Origin of the sequence: Sphingomonas sp. JC676, from assembly GCF_014489075.1 — a bacterium.
In the GTDB taxonomy this organism is placed as follows: domain Bacteria; phylum Pseudomonadota; class Alphaproteobacteria; order Sphingomonadales; family Sphingomonadaceae; genus Sphingomonas.
In genome coordinates this window covers 1-16,544 of the sequence record NZ_JACTGR010000003.1, presented here as the reverse complement: position 1 = coordinate 16,544, position 16,544 = coordinate 1, and the positions used below count along the sequence as shown (strand labels likewise).

General features: G+C 65.1%; 17 protein-coding genes. 12 read left to right on the top strand and 5 right to left on the bottom strand.

Annotated features, from left to right (window positions below; all coding sequences use genetic code 11):
* Positions 1 to 62: 62 nt before the first annotated feature.
* Entirely contained in the window at positions 63 to 1,001 is a 939-nt protein-coding gene (locus IAG41_RS10750; RefSeq protein ID WP_187728655.1) for an NAD(P)H-binding protein, read from the top strand.
* A gap of 37 nt (positions 1,002 to 1,038) precedes the next feature.
* On the opposite strand, the gene IAG41_RS10745 is transcribed toward IAG41_RS10750, so the two are convergent.
* Positions 1,039 to 1,458, bottom strand: coding sequence for a DUF4168 domain-containing protein (locus IAG41_RS10745; protein ID WP_187728654.1), 420 nt, complete (start codon positions 1,456 to 1,458; stop codon positions 1,039 to 1,041).
* A 196-nt stretch (positions 1,459 to 1,654) separates the two neighbouring features.
* On the opposite strand from IAG41_RS10745, the gene rlmN reads away from it, so the two are divergent.
* Positions 1,655 to 2,839, top strand: coding sequence for a 23S rRNA (adenine(2503)-C(2))-methyltransferase RlmN (gene rlmN, locus IAG41_RS10740; RefSeq protein WP_262408611.1), 1,185 nt, complete (start codon positions 1,655 to 1,657; stop codon positions 2,837 to 2,839).
* Positions 2,840 to 2,946: 107 nt separating this feature from the next.
* The gene (locus IAG41_RS10735) at positions 2,947 to 3,705 is read left to right on the top strand and encodes a sulfite exporter TauE/SafE family protein (RefSeq protein WP_262408610.1); all 759 of its coding nucleotides are present in this window, start codon (positions 2,947 to 2,949) and stop codon (positions 3,703 to 3,705) included.
* 6 nt (positions 3,706 to 3,711) lie between these two features.
* Here the strand turns inward: IAG41_RS10735 and IAG41_RS10730 are convergent, their stop codons facing one another.
* Positions 3,712 to 4,332, bottom strand: coding sequence for a flavin reductase family protein (locus IAG41_RS10730; RefSeq protein WP_187728652.1), 621 nt, complete (start codon positions 4,330 to 4,332; stop codon positions 3,712 to 3,714).
* A 91-nt stretch (positions 4,333 to 4,423) separates the two neighbouring features.
* Here IAG41_RS10730 and IAG41_RS10725 point away from each other — a divergent pair, with 91 nt between their 5' ends.
* Genes IAG41_RS10725 through IAG41_RS10715 form a run of 3 tightly spaced genes read left to right on the top strand, consistent with a single transcriptional unit; the run spans position 4,424 to position 7,166 of the window.
* Positions 4,424 to 5,146: a cytochrome b/b6 domain-containing protein gene (locus tag IAG41_RS10725; protein ID WP_187728651.1), complete on the top strand. Its 723-nt coding sequence runs from the start codon at positions 4,424 to 4,426 to the stop codon at positions 5,144 to 5,146.
* Positions 5,143 to 5,874: a molybdopterin-dependent oxidoreductase gene (locus IAG41_RS10720; protein WP_187728650.1), complete on the top strand. Its 732-nt coding sequence runs from the start codon at positions 5,143 to 5,145 to the stop codon at positions 5,872 to 5,874. The genes IAG41_RS10725 and IAG41_RS10720 overlap by 4 nt, the downstream gene beginning before the upstream one ends.
* Positions 5,875 to 5,933: 59 nt before the next feature.
* Positions 5,934 to 7,166: an SAM-dependent methyltransferase gene (locus IAG41_RS10715; RefSeq protein ID WP_187728649.1), complete on the top strand. Its 1,233-nt coding sequence runs from the start codon at positions 5,934 to 5,936 to the stop codon at positions 7,164 to 7,166.
* Here the strand turns inward: IAG41_RS10715 and IAG41_RS10710 are convergent.
* Positions 7,154 to 7,573, bottom strand: a complete 420-nt coding sequence (locus IAG41_RS10710; RefSeq protein WP_187728648.1) for a DUF1801 domain-containing protein — start codon at positions 7,571 to 7,573, stop codon at positions 7,154 to 7,156. The genes IAG41_RS10715 and IAG41_RS10710 overlap by 13 nt on opposite strands.
* A gap of 112 nt (positions 7,574 to 7,685) precedes the next feature.
* Here IAG41_RS10710 and IAG41_RS10705 point away from each other — a divergent pair, with 112 nt between their 5' ends.
* Positions 7,686 to 8,903: an argininosuccinate synthase gene (locus IAG41_RS10705; protein ID WP_187728647.1), complete on the top strand. Its 1,218-nt coding sequence runs from the start codon at positions 7,686 to 7,688 to the stop codon at positions 8,901 to 8,903.
* A 96-nt stretch (positions 8,904 to 8,999) separates the two neighbouring features.
* Here IAG41_RS10705 and IAG41_RS10700 read toward each other — a convergent pair whose 3' ends face one another.
* Complete coding sequence (locus IAG41_RS10700) at positions 9,000 to 10,208, bottom strand: LL-diaminopimelate aminotransferase (protein ID WP_187728646.1); 1,209 nt, start codon at positions 10,206 to 10,208, stop codon at positions 9,000 to 9,002.
* Between the two features lie 128 nt (positions 10,209 to 10,336).
* Between IAG41_RS10700 and IAG41_RS10695 the strand changes: the two genes are divergently transcribed.
* The 3 genes from IAG41_RS10695 (at position 10,337) to clpS (ending at position 13,473) form a co-directional block, all read left to right on the top strand.
* Positions 10,337 to 12,070 (top strand): PHA/PHB synthase family protein, encoded by a 1,734-nt coding sequence (locus IAG41_RS10695; protein WP_187728645.1) that lies wholly within the window; start codon positions 10,337 to 10,339, stop codon positions 12,068 to 12,070.
* A gap of 115 nt (positions 12,071 to 12,185) precedes the next feature.
* Positions 12,186 to 12,959, top strand: coding sequence for a phasin family protein (gene phaP, locus IAG41_RS10690; RefSeq protein ID WP_187728644.1), 774 nt, complete (start codon positions 12,186 to 12,188; stop codon positions 12,957 to 12,959).
* Positions 12,960 to 13,140: 181 nt separating this feature from the next.
* Positions 13,141 to 13,473, top strand: a complete 333-nt coding sequence (gene clpS, locus IAG41_RS10685) for an ATP-dependent Clp protease adapter ClpS (RefSeq protein WP_187729114.1) — start codon at positions 13,141 to 13,143, stop codon at positions 13,471 to 13,473.
* A gap of 69 nt (positions 13,474 to 13,542) precedes the next feature.
* On the opposite strand, the gene IAG41_RS10680 is transcribed toward clpS, so the two are convergent.
* Positions 13,543 to 14,280 (bottom strand): Crp/Fnr family transcriptional regulator, encoded by a 738-nt coding sequence (locus tag IAG41_RS10680; RefSeq protein WP_316251138.1) that lies wholly within the window; start codon positions 14,278 to 14,280, stop codon positions 13,543 to 13,545.
* Positions 14,281 to 14,403: 123 nt separating this feature from the next.
* Between IAG41_RS10680 and murA the strand changes: the two genes are divergently transcribed.
* Both murA and IAG41_RS23545 read left to right on the top strand, forming a co-directional pair.
* Positions 14,404 to 15,687, top strand: coding sequence for a UDP-N-acetylglucosamine 1-carboxyvinyltransferase (murA, locus tag IAG41_RS10675; RefSeq protein WP_187728643.1), 1,284 nt, complete (start codon positions 14,404 to 14,406; stop codon positions 15,685 to 15,687).
* 572 nt (positions 15,688 to 16,259) lie between these two features.
* Entirely contained in the window at positions 16,260 to 16,508 is a 249-nt protein-coding gene (locus IAG41_RS23545; RefSeq protein ID WP_187728642.1) for an imm11 family protein, read from the top strand.
* The last annotated feature ends 36 nt before the right edge of the window (positions 16,509 to 16,544 follow it).

Genomic DNA, 16,544 nt, shown 5'->3' with positions numbered 1-16,544 from the left:
TTAGGCAATTTTCTTTGAAGCTCGCCTGGGCCATCTCGTGGCCACCACTGAAGGAGGTCGAAATGGCAAAGACGGTTCTGGTGCTGGGCGCGACCGGCGGCGTGGGCGGCGAAGCCGCGCGGGCATTGCTGCGGCACGGCTGGAAGGTGCGCGGGCTCGCTCGCCAGATGAAGCCGGGCATGGATACGGAAATCGAATGGACGCAGGGCGACGCGATGGACCGCGACGCCGTGCTGCGCGCGGCGAAGGGTGTTGACGCGATCGTCCATGCCGTGAACCCGCCGGGCTATCGCGAATGGGAAAAGCTGGTGCTGCCGATGATCGATAACAGCATCGCCGCAGCGCTCGCCAACGATGCCCGGGTCGCGCTGCCCGGCACCATCTATAATTACGACGCCGCCGAAACGCCGGTGGCCCAGCCCGATTCGCCGCAGCATCCCTCGACGCGCAAGGGCCGCATCCGGGGCGAGATGGAGAAGAGGCTGGAGGCGTCGGGCGCCCGGGTGGTGATTCTGCGGGCGGGCGACTTCTTCGGGCCGCGGCCGGGGAATAGCTGGCTGTCGCAGGGCATGGTGACGCCGGGCAAGCGGGTGCGTGCGGTCACCAATCCGGCGAGCAAGGGGGTCGGGCATGCCTGGGCGTATCTGCCCGATGTCGGCGAGACCTTCGCCCGGCTGCTCGACCGCGACCGTGAACTACCGCGTTTCGCGCGCTATCACTTCGCCGGAACCTGGGACGCCGATGGCGCACAGTTCGCCGCGGCGGTGGCGCACGCGTCGGGCAATGACGCGAAGGTGCGCGGGCTTCCCTGGGCGCTGCTGCCCCTGGCGGCGCTGTTCAGCACGACGCTGAAGGAGTTGATCGAGATGCGCACCTATTGGCGCCATCCCTTGCGGCTCGACAATCGCGAGCTCGTCGAACTCCTCGGCGAGGAACCGCACACGCCGCTCGCCGAAGCGCTGCCGGTCACGCTGGAAGCGCTCGGCTGCACTCCCGCCTGAAAGCCGGGGCGGCGGCGGTCATGCCGCCGCCCACAGCTTATTTGGGTGCCGGTGCCGGAGCCGGCGAGGAAGCGCCCGGTGCCGGCGTAGCGGGCTGCTGCGCTGCCGCTGCCGCCTGGATCTTCTTGTTCAGCGCCGGATCGGCCTGCATCGCCTGACCGATCTCGTTGAAGCGGTTCGGGTCGAGACCCGCCATCTTCACCGCATCGGCCATCTTGGTGTTCTTGTCGGCTTCGGGGATCGTCGTGTCCTTGCGGACCTTCTCGACCGCCAGCGCCGCGGTGGCGAATTGGGTCACTTCGGCGTCCGTCACCGCGGCCGGAGCGGCCGGTGTGGTGGGCGCCGGCGTGGTCTGCGCAGGCGTTGCCGGCTGGGCCGGCGGGGTGTTCTGCGCGAAGGCTGCCGGTGCGCACAACAGCGTAGCGCCCAGCACCATCATCGAATTGCGAAGCTTCATATCCTACTCCAACTAGGGTTGCCCCGCGCCAAGCTGGACAGCGGGTGTCCTGCTAGACAACCCACTACGCGGCATGGCGTTGCATATGCAGGACAAGGTAAATGCGGGCGTAGAAATTATGACGCGGCGCGGGGAGTGGAATTCCGGCGCGAAATCGCCTACATGGCGCGCCATGCAGACAGTGTCGGCCGCCCTTATGCCCATCCCCGGGCACATCGATCCCGTGCCCGTCCCGCGCGCCTTCGTGCCGCGCCAGGACGGCCGAATCGACTTGCTCGGACTTTCCAAGGCCGATCTCCGCATGGCGCTGGAGACCTCGCAGCTTGAGCCGAAACAGGTCAAATTGCGCGCTAAGCAGCTGTGGCACTGGATCTATAATCGCGGCGTCACCGAATTCTCGAGGATGACCGACATCTCGAAGGCGATGCATCCCTGGCTGGAGCAGCGCTTCGTGATCTCGCGGCCCGAAGTGGTCGAGGCGCAGGTCTCGACCGACGGCACGCGCAAATGGCTGCTCCGCTCGGACGACGGCCAGGACTATGAGATGGTCTTCATCCCCGATGCGGATCGGGGCACGCTCTGCGTATCCTCGCAGGTCGGCTGCACGCTCAATTGCCGCTTCTGCCACACCGGCACGATGCGGCTGGTGCGCAACCTGACCCAGGCCGAGATCGTCGGCCAGGTGATGCTCGCGCGCGATTCGCTGGGCGAATGGCCGAGCCAGCCCGAGGGGCGCATGCTCACCAACATCGTGATGATGGGGATGGGCGAGCCGCTCTATAATTTCGACAATGTCCGGGATGCGCTCAGGATCGTGATGGACGGCGACGGGCTGGGCCTGTCGCGCCGCCGTATCACGCTGTCGACCTCCGGTGTCGTGCCGATGATGGCGCGCGCGGGCGAGGAGATCGGTGTCAACCTCGCGGTTTCGCTCCACGCGGTGACCAAGGAAGTGCGCGACGAGATCGTGCCCTTGAACCGCAAATACGGGATCGAGGAGCTGCTCCAGGCCTGTGCCGATTATCCCGGCGCCAACAATGCCCGTCGCATCACCTTTGAATATGTGATGCTGAAGGACAAGAACGACAGTGACGCCGAGGCGCACGAGCTCGTCCGGCTGATCAAGAAGTACAAGCTGCCCGCCAAGGTGAATTTGATCCCGTTCAACCCCTGGCCCGGTGCGCCCTATGAAACGTCGACGCCGGAGCGGGTGCGGGCCTTTTCGAGCATCGTATTCGAAGCGGGCATATCCGCCCCGGTGCGCACGCCGCGCGGCCGCGACATCGACGCCGCCTGCGGCCAGCTCAAGACCGCGTCGGAGAAGAAGAGCCGCGCCGAGCTCGATCGGCAGGCCGAGGAAAAACTCGCCGCGCTCGGGTGAGCTTACAATATCGTTCGTGCTGAACCTGTCGAAGCACCGTCTTCCTTGCGCGGCTGGCGATAACGGCTAGGGCCCTTCGACAAGCTCAGGGCAAACGGAATCAAAGCTTGTCTGGTCTCGGAGATATAGCGCTGCCGCTCGCGGCCGGCATGCTCGGCGGCGCGATGAACGCGCTTGCCGGGGGCGGCACCTTCGCGACCCTGCCGGCGCTGATCGCGCTGGGGCTGCCGGCCAATATTGCCAACGCGACCTCAAACGTCGCGCTGCTGCCCGGCGCGGCGGCCAGCGCGTGGGAGTTTCGCGACGAGCTCGCGCCGGTGGGTGGCCTGGACGTCCGCGTGCTGGCGGGAATCACCTTTGTCGGCGGGCTGGTCGGCAGCGTGCTGCTCGTGATCACGCCGTCGCGCGCCTTCGACTTCATCATTCCCTGGCTGCTGCTGATCGGCTTCCTGGCGATGCTGCTCGGGCGCAAGGCGTCCGACTGGCTGCGCGCCCGCGTGACGATCGGCCCGCGCACGCTGATGATCGTCCAGTCGCTGCTCGGCATCTATGGCGGCTATTTCGGCGGCGGCGTCGGGCTGATGACCACCGCCACCTATGGCCTGCTCGCGGGCGCGCATCCGCGCTCGCTCTTCTCGATCCGCACGCTCATGCTGGCGATCGCCAATCTGGCGGCCGCGATCGTTTTCGTCGCGGCGGGGCTGGTGCGCTGGCTGTTCTGCCTGCCGATGCTGGTCGGCGCGATCCTCGGCGGGTGGCTGGGCGCCAAGCTGGGCAAGAAGCTACCGCACGGGCTGGTGCGGTGGTGGACGCTCGCGGTGACCGGGGTTACCACGCTCGTCTTCTTCCTGCGCGCCTATGGATAGCGCCGCTCAGCCGGGCCGGCGCATCCGGAACAGCGCACCCTCGGTGATCTCGAAATAATCGGCCGGTCCGCCGCCGCGCAGGATCGGGTGCGGGCGCGCGGTCTGGTAGACGCCGTTTTCCAGCATCGCCCGATCGATATGGATCGCCACAGCCTCGCCCATCACCAGCCACTGGTCGATCGCATGGCCTTCCTTGGTCTCCAGCCGGATAAGCTGGGTAAGCCTGCACTCGAACTGGACCGGACTGCCCGCGACACGATCGGGCTTCACCAGCCGTGACGGCAGCGCCGCGAGACCGGCGTGGACGAACTCGTCGATCTCGGGCGCGACGATAGCCGAGCTCGCGTTCATCGCCTCGGCCTGGGCGCGAGTCGCCAGGTTCCACACGAATTCGCCGGTCGCCTCCACATTGGCGACGCTGTCCTTCCACCCCGTCGACGAGAAGCCGATGAGCGGCGGACGATAGTTAAACAGATTGAAGAAGCTGTAGGGCGCGAGGTTGCGCACGCCGTCGGTGGAGACGGTGCTGATCCAGCCGATCGGGCGCGGGGCGACGATCGCGTTGAGCGGATCATGGGCCAGGCGGTGGCCCTGGGTGGGTTCGTAGAAGTGGAAATCCGCGGTCATCGGCGCTTTCGCAGGAAAAGAGTGATTCGGGAGGAGACCTTTTGGCCCGCGGCCGGATAGCCTATATTGCCGCCCCATGGAGAGCGCGGAAATGGCAGACGATCCCGATCCGGCGCCCCCACCCATGCTGTATCGCCACGCCCTCGCCACTCGGCTCTGGCACTGGATCAATGCGTTGGCGATCTTCATCATGATCGGCAGCGGGCTGATGATCTTCAACGCGCATCCCCGGCTCTATTGGGGGCAATATGGCGCGAATTGGGACCATGCCTGGCTCGCGCTTCCGCGCTTCCCCGGCTGGGCGACGATCCCCTCGCACTACAGCCTGTCGGGCGCGCGGCACTGGCACCTGTTCTTCGCATTGGTGCTGGCGTTCGGGCTGCTGATCTACATGGCGCTGAGCCTGCTCAACCGGCATTTCGCCCGCGACCTGCGCATCCGCCGCGCCGAGCTGGGACCGCGCCATCTATGGGCCGATTTCAAGGCGCACCTGGCGCTGCGTTTCCACGATCCGGAGAACCCGCGCGCCTACAACATCTTCCAGAAGCTCTCTTACGCCGGGATGATCTTCGTGCTGATTCCGCTGCTGATCCTGAGCGGCCTGGCGCTGTCGCCCAACATGGATGCCGCCTGGCCATGGCTGACCGAGATATTCGGCGGCCGCCAATCGGCGCGCTCGGTCCATTTCATCGCGATGGCGCTGACGACCTTGTTCATCCTCGTCCACCTGACTTTGGTGCTGCTCGCCGGCCCGATCAACGAAGTGCGTTCGATGATCACCGGCTGGTGGCGCGTGCCGGAGGACGCGGCATGATCACGCGCCGCAACGCGCTCATCCTCGGTGCGGGCGGGCTCCTGGCAGGCTGCGACCGCTTCACCAACGATCCCTGGCTCCTGAGCGCCGAGGACGCGCACCGCTTTCTCCAGCGCTCGATCACCGGCCGCGCGGCGAAGGCGCGTGAATTCCGCGCCGAGCAGCGCAGCCCGTTCTTCCGGACCAACGGCACCGCCAACCCCAACACGCCCGAATATGAAGCGCTCGCTGCGGGCCGCTTCGCCGATTGGCGGCTCAAGGTCGACGGGCTGGTGGCGCGGCCGCTCTCGCTCTCGCTTGCGCAGCTTCAGTCGATGCCCCAGCGCGCGCAGATCACGCGGCACGATTGCGTCGAGGGCTGGAGCGCGATCGGCAAGTGGCAGGGGCCGCGGCTCGAGACGGTGCTCGACCTGGCGGGCATGCGCGACACCGCGCGCTATCTCGTCTTCCACTGCGCAGATCTACTCGGCGGGAGGCCCTATTACGAGTCGATCGACCTGGTCGACGCCTTCCACCCGCAGACCATCCTCGCCTGGGCGCTCAACGACCGCTATCTTTCGGTCGGGCATGGCGCACCGATACGGCTGCGCGTCGAGCGGCAGCTCGGCTACAAGCACGCCAAATATGTCATGCGGATCGAAGCGGTCGCTTCGCTCGCCGGAATCGGCGGCGGCAAGGGCGGCTTCTGGGAGGATGTGGCCGGCTACGAATGGTACGCCGGAATTTGATATCGGTCGGACATAAAATCCTTGTGGCGCGGCGCAGCACGAGTGCCTAACTTCCGCTCATGGCGTTGATCGATCGTTTTCTCACGCGCGCCATCACGCGCGGTCCGCTCTCAGTCATCCACACCGACGGCTCTACGCGAAGCTACGGCGTACCCGATCCGGCATTCAAGCCGGTTACGATCCGTTTTGGACCGGGCGCCGAACGGGCGATCCTGCGCGATCCGTCGCTGGGCGCGGCCGAGGCGTTCATGGACGGCAAGCTCGTCATCGAACAGGGCGACATCCTCGACCTGCTGACGCTGATGACCGGCAACAATCTGTGGGAGCAGGGATCGGCCAATCTGATGCCCGGCCCGATCCGCAGCGCGATCGACGGCGTGGCCCACCGGATCGGGCGCTTCAACATGCAGCGTCGCTCGAAGCGCAATGTGGCGCATCACTATGACCTGAACGACCGGCTCTACGATCTCTTCCTCGATGCCGATCGCCAATATAGCTGCGCCTATTTCACCGATCCGGCCAACAGCCTCGGGCAGGCCCAGCTCGACAAGAAGGCGCATATCGCCGCCAAGCTGGCGCTCGAGCCGGGGATGAAGGTGCTCGATATCGGCTGTGGCTGGGGCGGTATGGCGCTGTATCTCCACGAAAAGACCGGCGCCGAAGTGCTGGGCGTCACCTTGTCCGAAGAGCAGTTGAAGGTCGCCCGGCGCCGCGCCGACGAGGCGGGCGTGGCCGACAAGGTCAAGTTCGAGCTGATCGATTACCGCAACGTCTCCGGCCAGTTCGACCGGATCGTCTCGGTCGGCATGTTCGAGCATGTCGGCCCGGCATTCTACCGCGCCTTCTTCGCGCAATGCCGTCGGCTGCTGACGCCGGAGGGCGTGATGCTGCTCCACACGATCGGACGCGCGGGACGGCCGGGGATCACCGATCGCTTCACCTCGAAATACATCTTCCCGGGCGGCTATATCCCGGCGCTTTCGGAGATCGCGCGCGGCTATGAGGGGATGCGCTTCTTCCTGACCGATCTCGAAGTGCTGCGGCTCCATTACGGCTATACACTGGAGCACTGGTTCAAGCGGACGGTTGCCGCGAAGGACCAGGTGGTCGCGCTCTACGATGAGCGCTTCTTCCGAATGTGGACCTTCTACCTGGCGGGCTCGTGCGTGGCGTTCCGCACCGGCGGCATGGTCAATTACCAGCTCCAGTTCTCGCGCTCGCGCCACACGCTGCCGATCACCCGCGACTATATGTTCGAAGGCGAACGGAAGCTTGGACTTCAGGCCGGATAGACCGCGTTCATCCGGTCGAGCGCGCCCTGGACCAGCCCTTCGAGCACGGCCATGTCCACGTCGGCGAGCTTCTTGATGTAGAGGCAGCATTTGCCGGTCTTGTGTTTGCCCAGCTTCGCCAGCTCAGCGCTCTGGTCGGCATAGGCGGTGAGCACATAGAGCACGAGCTCCGCCTTGCGCGGGCTGAAGCCGATCCGGCACATCTCGCCCTCATGGCCGCTGTCATATTTGTAGCGATAGCTGCCGAAGCCGATGATCGAGGGACCCCACATCACCGGCGGCTCGCCCGTCAGGCGCTCCATCAGCGCCACGAGCGTCTTTGCATCCTCGCGCCGAGTCGCGTCGGGCACCGCTTCGATGAAGGCGTCGACGCGCACCTCCGTCGGCTTGGTCTTGAGTTCGGCCATCGCTCTTTCCCCTGAGTCGCGTGGGTTACAGGATGCGCCCGCTGCAAAGGTTGCGGAAGCGGCACGTGGACCCTAGAGCGCCCCCCGTTCCCCCATCCGGAGTCGCAAGCCCATGTCCGATCAGATCAACCGCGTCGTCCTCGCTTATTCAGGCGGGCTGGACACGAGCGTGATCCTGAAATGGCTGCAACAGACCTATAATTGCGAGGTCGTGACCTTCACGGCGGACCTGGGCCAGGGCGAGGAGCTCGAGCCCGCGCGCAAGAAGGCCGAGATGGCAGGCGTGAAGCCCGAACATATCTTCATCGACGATCTGAAAGAGGAGTTCGTCAAGGACTTCGTCTTCCCGATGATGCGCGCCAATGCGCTGTACGAGGGACTGTACCTGCTCGGCACCTCGATCGCCCGGCCGCTGATCGCGAAGCGCCAGATCGAGATCGCCAAACTGGTCAATGCCGATGCGGTCAGCCATGGCGCGACCGGCAAGGGCAACGACCAGGTCCGCTTCGAGCTCGGCTATTACGCGCTGAATCCGGACATCAAGGTGATCGCGCCGTGGCGCGAATGGGACCTGACGTCACGCACCAAGCTGATCGAGTTCGCCGAGCAGCACCAGATCCCGGTGAGCAAGGACAAGCGCGGCGAGGCGCCGTTCTCGACCGACGCCAACCTTCTCCACACCTCGTCCGAGGGCAAGGTGCTCGAGGATCCGTGGGATGAGGTTCCCGACTATGTCTATTCGCGCACGGTCAATCCCGAGGACGCGCCCGACCAGCCTGAGACGATCACGATCGATTTCGAGCGCGGCGACGGCGTCGCGCTGAACGGCGTCGGCATGAGCCCGGCGACCCTGCTCGCCGCGCTCAACGAGCTCGGCCGCAAGCACGGCATCGGCCGGCTCGACCTGGTCGAGAACCGCTTCGTCGGGATGAAGTCACGCGGCATGTACGAGACTCCCGGCGGCACGATCTATCACCTCGCGCATCGCGGCATCGAGCAGATCACACTCGATCGCGGTGCCGCGCACCTGAAGGACGAGTTCGCCCCGCGCTATGCGGAGCTGCTCTACAACGGCTTCTGGTTCAGCCCCGAGCGCGAGATGCTCCAGGCGGCGATCGACCATAGCCAGGAGAAGGTGGCCGGCACCGTCCGCCTCAAGCTCTACAAGGGCAGCGTGATCGTCACCGGCCGCAAGTCGCCTTACTCGCTCTACAGCGAGAAGGTCGTGACCTTCGAGGACGACCAAGGCGCCTATGACCAGCGCGATGCGGCGGGTTTCATCAAGCTCAATGCGCTGCGCCTGCGGCTGTTGGGGCGGCGGGATCGGTAAAGCGAAACCCGTGCCCCTGCGAAAGCAGGGGCCCAGGGCTACAAACCGAGCGCCCGCGACTCCTGGGCTCCTGCTTTCGCAGGAGCACGAAGTGGCCTAGCCCGCGGTCACGTTCGGCGTGTTCACGCCCATCGACTGCAGATATTTCCGCACATTGCGCGCAGCCTGGCGCAGGCGCTGCTCGTTCTCGACCATGGCGATGCGGACATAGCCCTCGCCATTTTCGCCGTACCCAACGCCCGGCGCGACCGCGACCTTGGCCTCGGTCAGCAGTTGCTTCGAGAATTCGAGACTGCCGAGATGGGCGAGTGCCGGCGGCAGCGGCGCCCAGGCGAACATCGATGCGGGCGGGCTGGGGATGTCCCAGCCGGCGCGGCCGAAGCTCTCGACCAGCACGTCGCGGCGCTTGTGATAGAGCTGCCGGTTGCGTTCGACGATGTCCTGCGGACCATTCAGCGCTGCGCAGGCGGCAGCCTGGATCGGGGTGAAGGCGCCGTAGTCGAGATAGGATTTCACCCGCGTCATCGCTGCGATCAGCTTCTGGTTGCCGACCGCGAAGCCCATCCGCCAGCCGGCCATCGAATAGGTCTTGCTGAGCGAAGTGAATTCGATCGCGACGTCCTTCGCGCCCTTGACCTGGAGGATCGAGGTGGTCGGCTTGCCGTCGAAATAGAGCTCGGAATAAGCGAGGTCTGAGATGATCCAGACCTGGTTCTCGCGCGCCCAGGCGACGAGCCGCTCGTAGAAAGCGAGGTCGACGGTTTCGGCGGTCGGGTTCGACGGATAGTTGACCACCAGGACCGACGGCCGCGGCACGGTGAAGTTCATCGCGCGCTCGAGGCTCTCGAAATAATGCTCGTCCGGGGTGGTCGGCACCGCGCGGATCGTCGCGCCGGCGATGATGAAGCCGAAGGTGTGGATCGGATAGCTCGGGTTCGGCGCCAGCACGACGTCGCCCGGCGCGGTGATCGCGGTGGCGAGGCTGGCCAGCCCTTCCTTCGATCCCATCGTCACCACGACTTCGGTCTCGGGATCCACATCGACGCCGAAGCGGCGGGCATAATAGTTCGCCTGGGCGCGGCGCAGACCCGGAATGCCCTTGGACTGCGAATAGCCGTGCGCGTCGGGCTTGCGCGCGACTTCGATCAGCTTCTCGATGACATGCTCTGGTGGTGGCAGGTCGGGATTGCCCATGCCGAGATCGATGATGTCCTCGCCCGCCGCCCGCGCCGCTGCCCGCATCCCGTTCACTTCGGCGATGACATAAGGGGGCAGGCGCTTGATGCGGTAGAACTCTTCGGACATTTCCTCGTCTCTCAGGGGTTGGAGCGCGACACCCGAATGTGTCGTAAGGCGGTTTCTACGCGATATGCGGCGCTGCGGGAATGACGAGTTGCGCGGGGTGCGCTAAAGCATGGCTTGAAGAGGATAGCATGGCAGAAACCGCGACTCCGCCGACCACCAGCCTCGAAGACCTGCAGCACTGGACCTGGGTGCTCGGCCGCGCGCAGCAGATGATGCTGGAGAACGGGCTGGACATGTTCGAGCATGCGCCCGCAGCGCCGTCGTTCGGCGCCTTTGATCCTACCGCGGCGATGCGCGCGAGCGCGGGCTTCTGGGCAGACACGATGCAGCTCTGGCAGCGCTTCCTCGATCCGGCGCATGCCGAGCCCTTCGAGGAAACGCCCGAACAGGCGCGTGACAAGCGCTTCAAGGCGCCGCAATGGCGCGAGGAGCCCGTGTTCGATTTCCTGCGGCAGAGCTATTTCGTCATCGCCGATCATCTGCTGAAGGGCGTGGACTCGCTGGAGGGCATCGATCCCAAGCAGAAGGATCAGATCCGCTTTGCGACCAAGGGCTTCATCGACGCGGTCAGCCCGACCAACTTCCCCGCGACCAATCCGCAGGTAATCGAGAAGATCGTCGAGACCAAGGGCGAGAGCCTTCTGAAGGGCCTGCAGCACATGCTGTCGGACCTCGCCAAGGGGCAGATGACGCAGACCGCCGAAGGTGCGTTCGAGCTCGGCCGCAATCTCGCGATGACGCCGGGCAAGGTCGTCAAGCGCACCCCGCTCTACGAGCTGATCCAGTACGCGCCGGCGACCGAGCAGGTCTACAAGACGCCGCTGATCATCTTCCCGCCCTGGATCAACCGTTTCTACATCCTCGACCTGACCCCCGAGAAGAGCTTCATCCGCTGGGCGGTGGACCAGGGACTGACCGTATTCGTCGTCTCGTGGAAATCCGCTGACGCGAGCATGAAGGACGTCGTCTGGGACGATTATGTCGAGCGCGGCCAGATCGACGCGATCGACACGGTGCGCGATCTGCTCAAGGTCGATGGGGTGCATGCCATCGGTTACTGCGTGGCGGGGACGACGCTCGCGGCGACGCTGGCGGTGCTTGCCGCCCGCGAGCAGGCCGACAAGGTGAAGAGCGCGACCTTCTTCACCGCGCAGGTCGATTTCTCCGAAGCGGGCGACCTGAACCTGTTCGTCGACGACGATCAGCTCGCGCTGATCAAGAGTTTGGGCGCCGACGGGTTCCTTGACGGGCGCTACATGGCGACGACGTTCAACCTGCTGCGCGGCCGCGACCTGATCTGGAACTATGTCACCAACAATTATCTGATGGGGCAGGACTATGCGCCGTTCGACCTGCTCCACTGGAACTCGGACGTCACCAACCTGCCTTCGGCCTGGCATCTGAGCTACCTGACCGACCTCTACCGCGACAACAAGCTGGTGACGCCGGGCTCGCTCTCGATCGCCGGCACGCCGATCGACCTGACCAAGGTTTCTACGCCGACCTATATCCAGGCGGGCCGCGAGGACCATATCGCGCCGGCGCAGAGCGTCTGGAAGATCACTCATTATTTCAAGGGACCGCTCAAGTTCGTGCTCGCGGGCTCGGGCCATATCGCCGGCGTGGTGAATCCGCCGGCGGCGGGCAAATACCAATATTGGACCAACGAGGCGCCTGCGAGCACGCTTTCCGAATTTTTTGCGGGAGCAAAAGAAACCAAGGGGAGTTGGTGGCCCGACTGGATCGGTTGGATCGATGCACTGGATAGCGCGAAGCTGGCTGCAAAAGCTGCACGTGTACCCGGAAAAGGCAAATTGAAGCCGATCGAGGATGCGCCCGGCAGCTACGTTCGGACACGCTGAAGCCACGGTTCCGTAACGGAAATGTCTCATGTTGCGGTGCAACATTTTCCTCTTGCAATCCGCGCAACGATCCCTTAAATGTTGCAACGCAGCAATTAGCTAGGGGAGCCATATCATGGCGAGCAAGGGTCCGAAGTCCGGTACGGCGAAGCCTGCCGCTCCGAAGCCCGCGGCGCGTTCGAAGAAGCCGGTCGCGCCCGTGGCTAAGATTGCTGCCCCCGCGGTTGAGAAGCCCGCGCCGGTTCCCGTTGCCGAAACGATCGCTCCGATCGTCCCGGCCGTGGTCGCCGAGCCGGTCCCGCCCGTGGAAGCAGCACCGCAGGAAGTGATTGAGACCGTCGAAGCCGTGAGCGAGCCCGTTGTCGAGGCCGTCACGGAAACCGCAACCACCGCCGCCGCCGTTGGGCAAACGGCTGCGGAAACCGTCAAGGAAACCGTGAAAATGGCTACCATCGAAAACACCGTCGAGAACACCACCGCCAAGGCGCAGGCCTTCTTCGCCGACTTCAACGACCGCACCAAGGCGGCCGTCGAAAAGTCGACCAAGCTGGTCGAAGAAGCCAATGAGTTCGCCAAGGGCAATGTCGAGGCGCTCGTCGAGAGCGGCCGCATCGCCGCCAAGGGCTTCGAGTCGTTCGGCCAGGATGCCGCCGAGTACAGCCGCAAGTCGTTCGAGACCGCGACCGCCGCGATGAAGACCCTCGCGACCGTCAAGTCGCCGGCCGACTTCTTCAAGCTGCAGAGCGATTTCGTCCGCGGCGCGTTCGACTCGTATGTCGCCGAAGCTTCGAAGAACACCGAAGCGCTGCTCAAGCTCGCCGGCGACGCCGCTCAGCCGCTTTCGAACCGCGTTGCGGTTGCGGCCGAGAAGGTGAAGACCGCCGCGTAACAGTTATTTCCCGCGTATCCGGGAAAAAGCGTGGAGGGGCGGTTGCCGAGAGGCAGCCGCCCCTTCTGCGTTAGGGTGCGGGAGAAATCAGGGTTATCGCGCAGCACCGGCCTTGCCCTCACCGCAGCGCCATCATATTTTCACGAGACAGATGGCTGAAACCCCCGAAACACTGATCCGCATGGCCGAAGACGGCGACAATGACGACCAGGGCAACGATCCCTCCGTCGGTCTCGCCACGCGCACGCGGACGCGGACCAAGAAACCGACGCCTTACCGCGTGCTGATGCTCAACGACGACTACACACCCATGGAGTTCGTCGTGCTGTGCCTGCAGCGTTTCTTCCGGATGAACATGGAAGAGGCGACTCGGGTGATGCTCCATGTCCATCAGCGCGGCGTGGGGGTGTGCGGCGTGTTCAGCTACGAAGTGGCGGAGACCAAGGTGAGCCAGGTGATCGACTTCGCCCGGCAGAACCAGCACCCGCTGCAATGCACGCTCGAAAAGGCGTGAGCGTTCCGGGATAGTAGCTCCTTCGTGACCCCGGATTTGTTCCGGGGTGACGGGAAGGGGCTGAACCGATCAGCTACGCGGCTTGGGCAGCCAGCCCAGGTCCAGCCCCTCATACCGGTTCACATAATTCGCGGCTCGGGCGAGAGCCCGCTCGTCGACCAAGGTGACGCGGCCCGCCTCGCGGGCGATCAGCCCTTCTTCCTCGAGCTGGCGGAGCATGCGGTTGACATGGACCGCGGTAAGCCCGGTCGCGTCGCCGATTTCTTCCTGGGTGAGGCCCAGTGCGAATGCATTGGCGATGCTCTTGTCGATCGCGCGAAGGCGATTGCGCAATTCCAGCAGCAGCGCGGCGACGCGCGCCTTGGCGCTGGTGCGGCCGAGCGCCGCCAGCCGATCGGTCAATGCGACGCGCTCAATCTGGCTATAGACTAGGATCATCCCCGCCAGACGCGGATGCTCGACCATCAGATCGGACAGCACCGAGCGATCGAACGGACAGACCACGCAATCGGACAGCGCGCACAAGGTCTCGGGCGCTTCGCGGTACATCGCGCTGGAGACGCCGAGCATGTCGCCCGGGAACAGGAAGCGCAGGATCTGGCGGCTGCCGTCGTCGAGCAGCACATAGCTCATGATCAGCCCCTTGCGGAGGATGAACAATTCACCGCACGCCTCGTTCTCGCGTTGCAACACCGCGCCGCGGCGCACGTGCCGCTGACGCTCCTCCAGCCTTTCGAGCGCCGCCCTTTCCGGCGGCGTCAAATCAACCAGCTCGCTCAACACTTCGGCGAAACAACTACCAGACACGCTTTGGACTTCCCCCCACCGCGCATGCAAAGCAGTCCAAAGGAATCAATGCATTAAAATCGATCAAGCACCTGCAAGAGAGCTGTGCTTGCGCGAGGCGCAAGAGGAACTAGAAGCCCGGTCATGGACCGTATCCTCATCCGTGGCGGCAACCGCCTTTCCGGCAAGATCGCAATTTCGGGCGCCAAGAACGCCGCGCTGACGCTGATGCCTTGCGCATTGCTCACCGACGAGCCGCTGACGCTGCGCAATCTGCCGCGGCTCGCCGATGTCGACAGCTTCGGCCATCTGCTGAACGAGCTCGGCGCATCGACCGCGATCGAGGGGACGCGTCCCACCGATTTCGGCCGGGTGATGACGATCCGCGCGGGGCGGCTCAGCTCGACGGTCGCGCCCTATGACATTGTCCGCAAGATGCGTGCATCGATCCTGGTGCTCGGTCCGGTGCTCGGCCGCGCGGGCGAGGCGACGGTGTCGCTGCCCGGCGGCTGTGCGATCGGCAACCGCCCGATCGATCTGCACCTGAAGGCGCTGGAAGCGATCGGCGCGGAGATCGAGCTCGCGGCGGGCTATGTGAAGGCAAGCGCACCCGGCGGGCGGCTGAAGGGTGGCAAGTACCGCTTTCCGGTGGTCTCGGTCGGCGCGACCGAGAATGCGCTGATGGCCGCGGTGACCGCCAAGGGCGGCACCGTGTTGGAGAATGCCGCGCGCGAGCCCGAGATCGTCGATCTCTGCAACATGCTCGTCGCGATGGGCGCGTCGATCCACGGCATCGGCACCGAGACGCTGGAGATCGAGGGCCGCGATCGGCTGCACGGCGCGACCTATGCAGTGATGCCCGATCGGATCGAGGCGGGCAGCTATGCCTGCGCCGCGGCGATCACCGGCGGCGATGTCGAATTGGTCGGCGCTGCTGCGGGCGACATGCGCGCGACGTTGGACGCGCTGATCGAGGCGGGCGTGACCGTCGAGGAGACGCAGGACGGCATCCGCATTGCCGCGGCCAACGGCATCAGGCCGCTGACGCTCAACACCGCGCCGTTCCCGGGCTTCGCCACCGACATGCAGGCGCAATTCATGGCGATGCTGTGCAAGGCCGACGGCGCCAGCGTGCTGACCGAGACGATCTTCGAGAACCGCTACATGCACGTGCCCGAGCTGGCGCGGATGGGCGCGAACATCGAAGTGCACGGGCGCACGGCGGTGGTGCGCGGCGTCGACAAGATGGTCGGCGCACCGGTGATGGCGACCGATCTGCGCGCGTCGATGAGCCTGATCCTCGCTGGACTCGTCGCCGAGGGCGAGACCCAGGTCCAGCGCGTCTATCACCTCGATCGCGGCTATGAGCGGCTCGAGGAGAAGCTCCAGGGCGTCGGCGCCGATATCGAGCGCGTCGGCGACGGCTGAGAGCCGGCACGGCGGATCGACATTGTAGGGACCAGCGGCGGACCTTCTCCTCCCGTCACTCCGGACTTAGTCCGGGGTCTACCGTGCCGCACGGGATGGGCTCGAGGCTCCACGGCTTCGCTGAAATGCCAGGTGGACCCCGGACCAAGTCCGGGGGGACGACAAAAGGGCTCTGGATCAGGCGATGGAGGGAAATATCCGTCCTAATCGAATCGTCTAGCGCGCCGGCATGCCGGATGGGCGATAAGGCTCGGCATCGGACCGCCGGAGCATCGCCATGTCGCTGGATATCGGAAGCAACTCCCTTTCATCGACCCTTTCGCGGCGCTGCCGCCGGTCCAGCTGGTCGCGGATTGCCCCGATTTCGCGCCCGATTATTTCGCGTGGGGCGGGCTCAGCCTCGTCTCGGCGCTGCGCGAGACACTGGCGCTGCCGCCCGGCGTGGTCGAATATCTGCCGGTCGATGCGAGCCGATCGCGTCCTGAGGTGATTGCGCGCGACTATCGCGTGATGAATCCCATGTCGTCCGCCCGCTCGTCGATCTCAAGCGCACGCTGTACGAACGCATCCCGGTGCAGCGCGCCGACGGATCGATCGGCGAGGATATCCTGCTGACCCCGGAGCGCCGCCAATATTGGCGCACCGATTTCGTGGCCGACGCGCCCTTGTTCCGGGTCGTGCATAGCGGTGCGATCGTTGTCGACGATGCGCTTGCGGGCCGCGTCCTGGCGGCCGGCGCCACCGGCATCGTGTTCCAGGATGTCACCAGCGACCGTGCGCAGGCCGGCCTTGTCCTGAAGGCGCTCGAGACCAGCGTCTGACCGGCGGTCCTGTGTAAAAACAGGAATGGCCAGAAT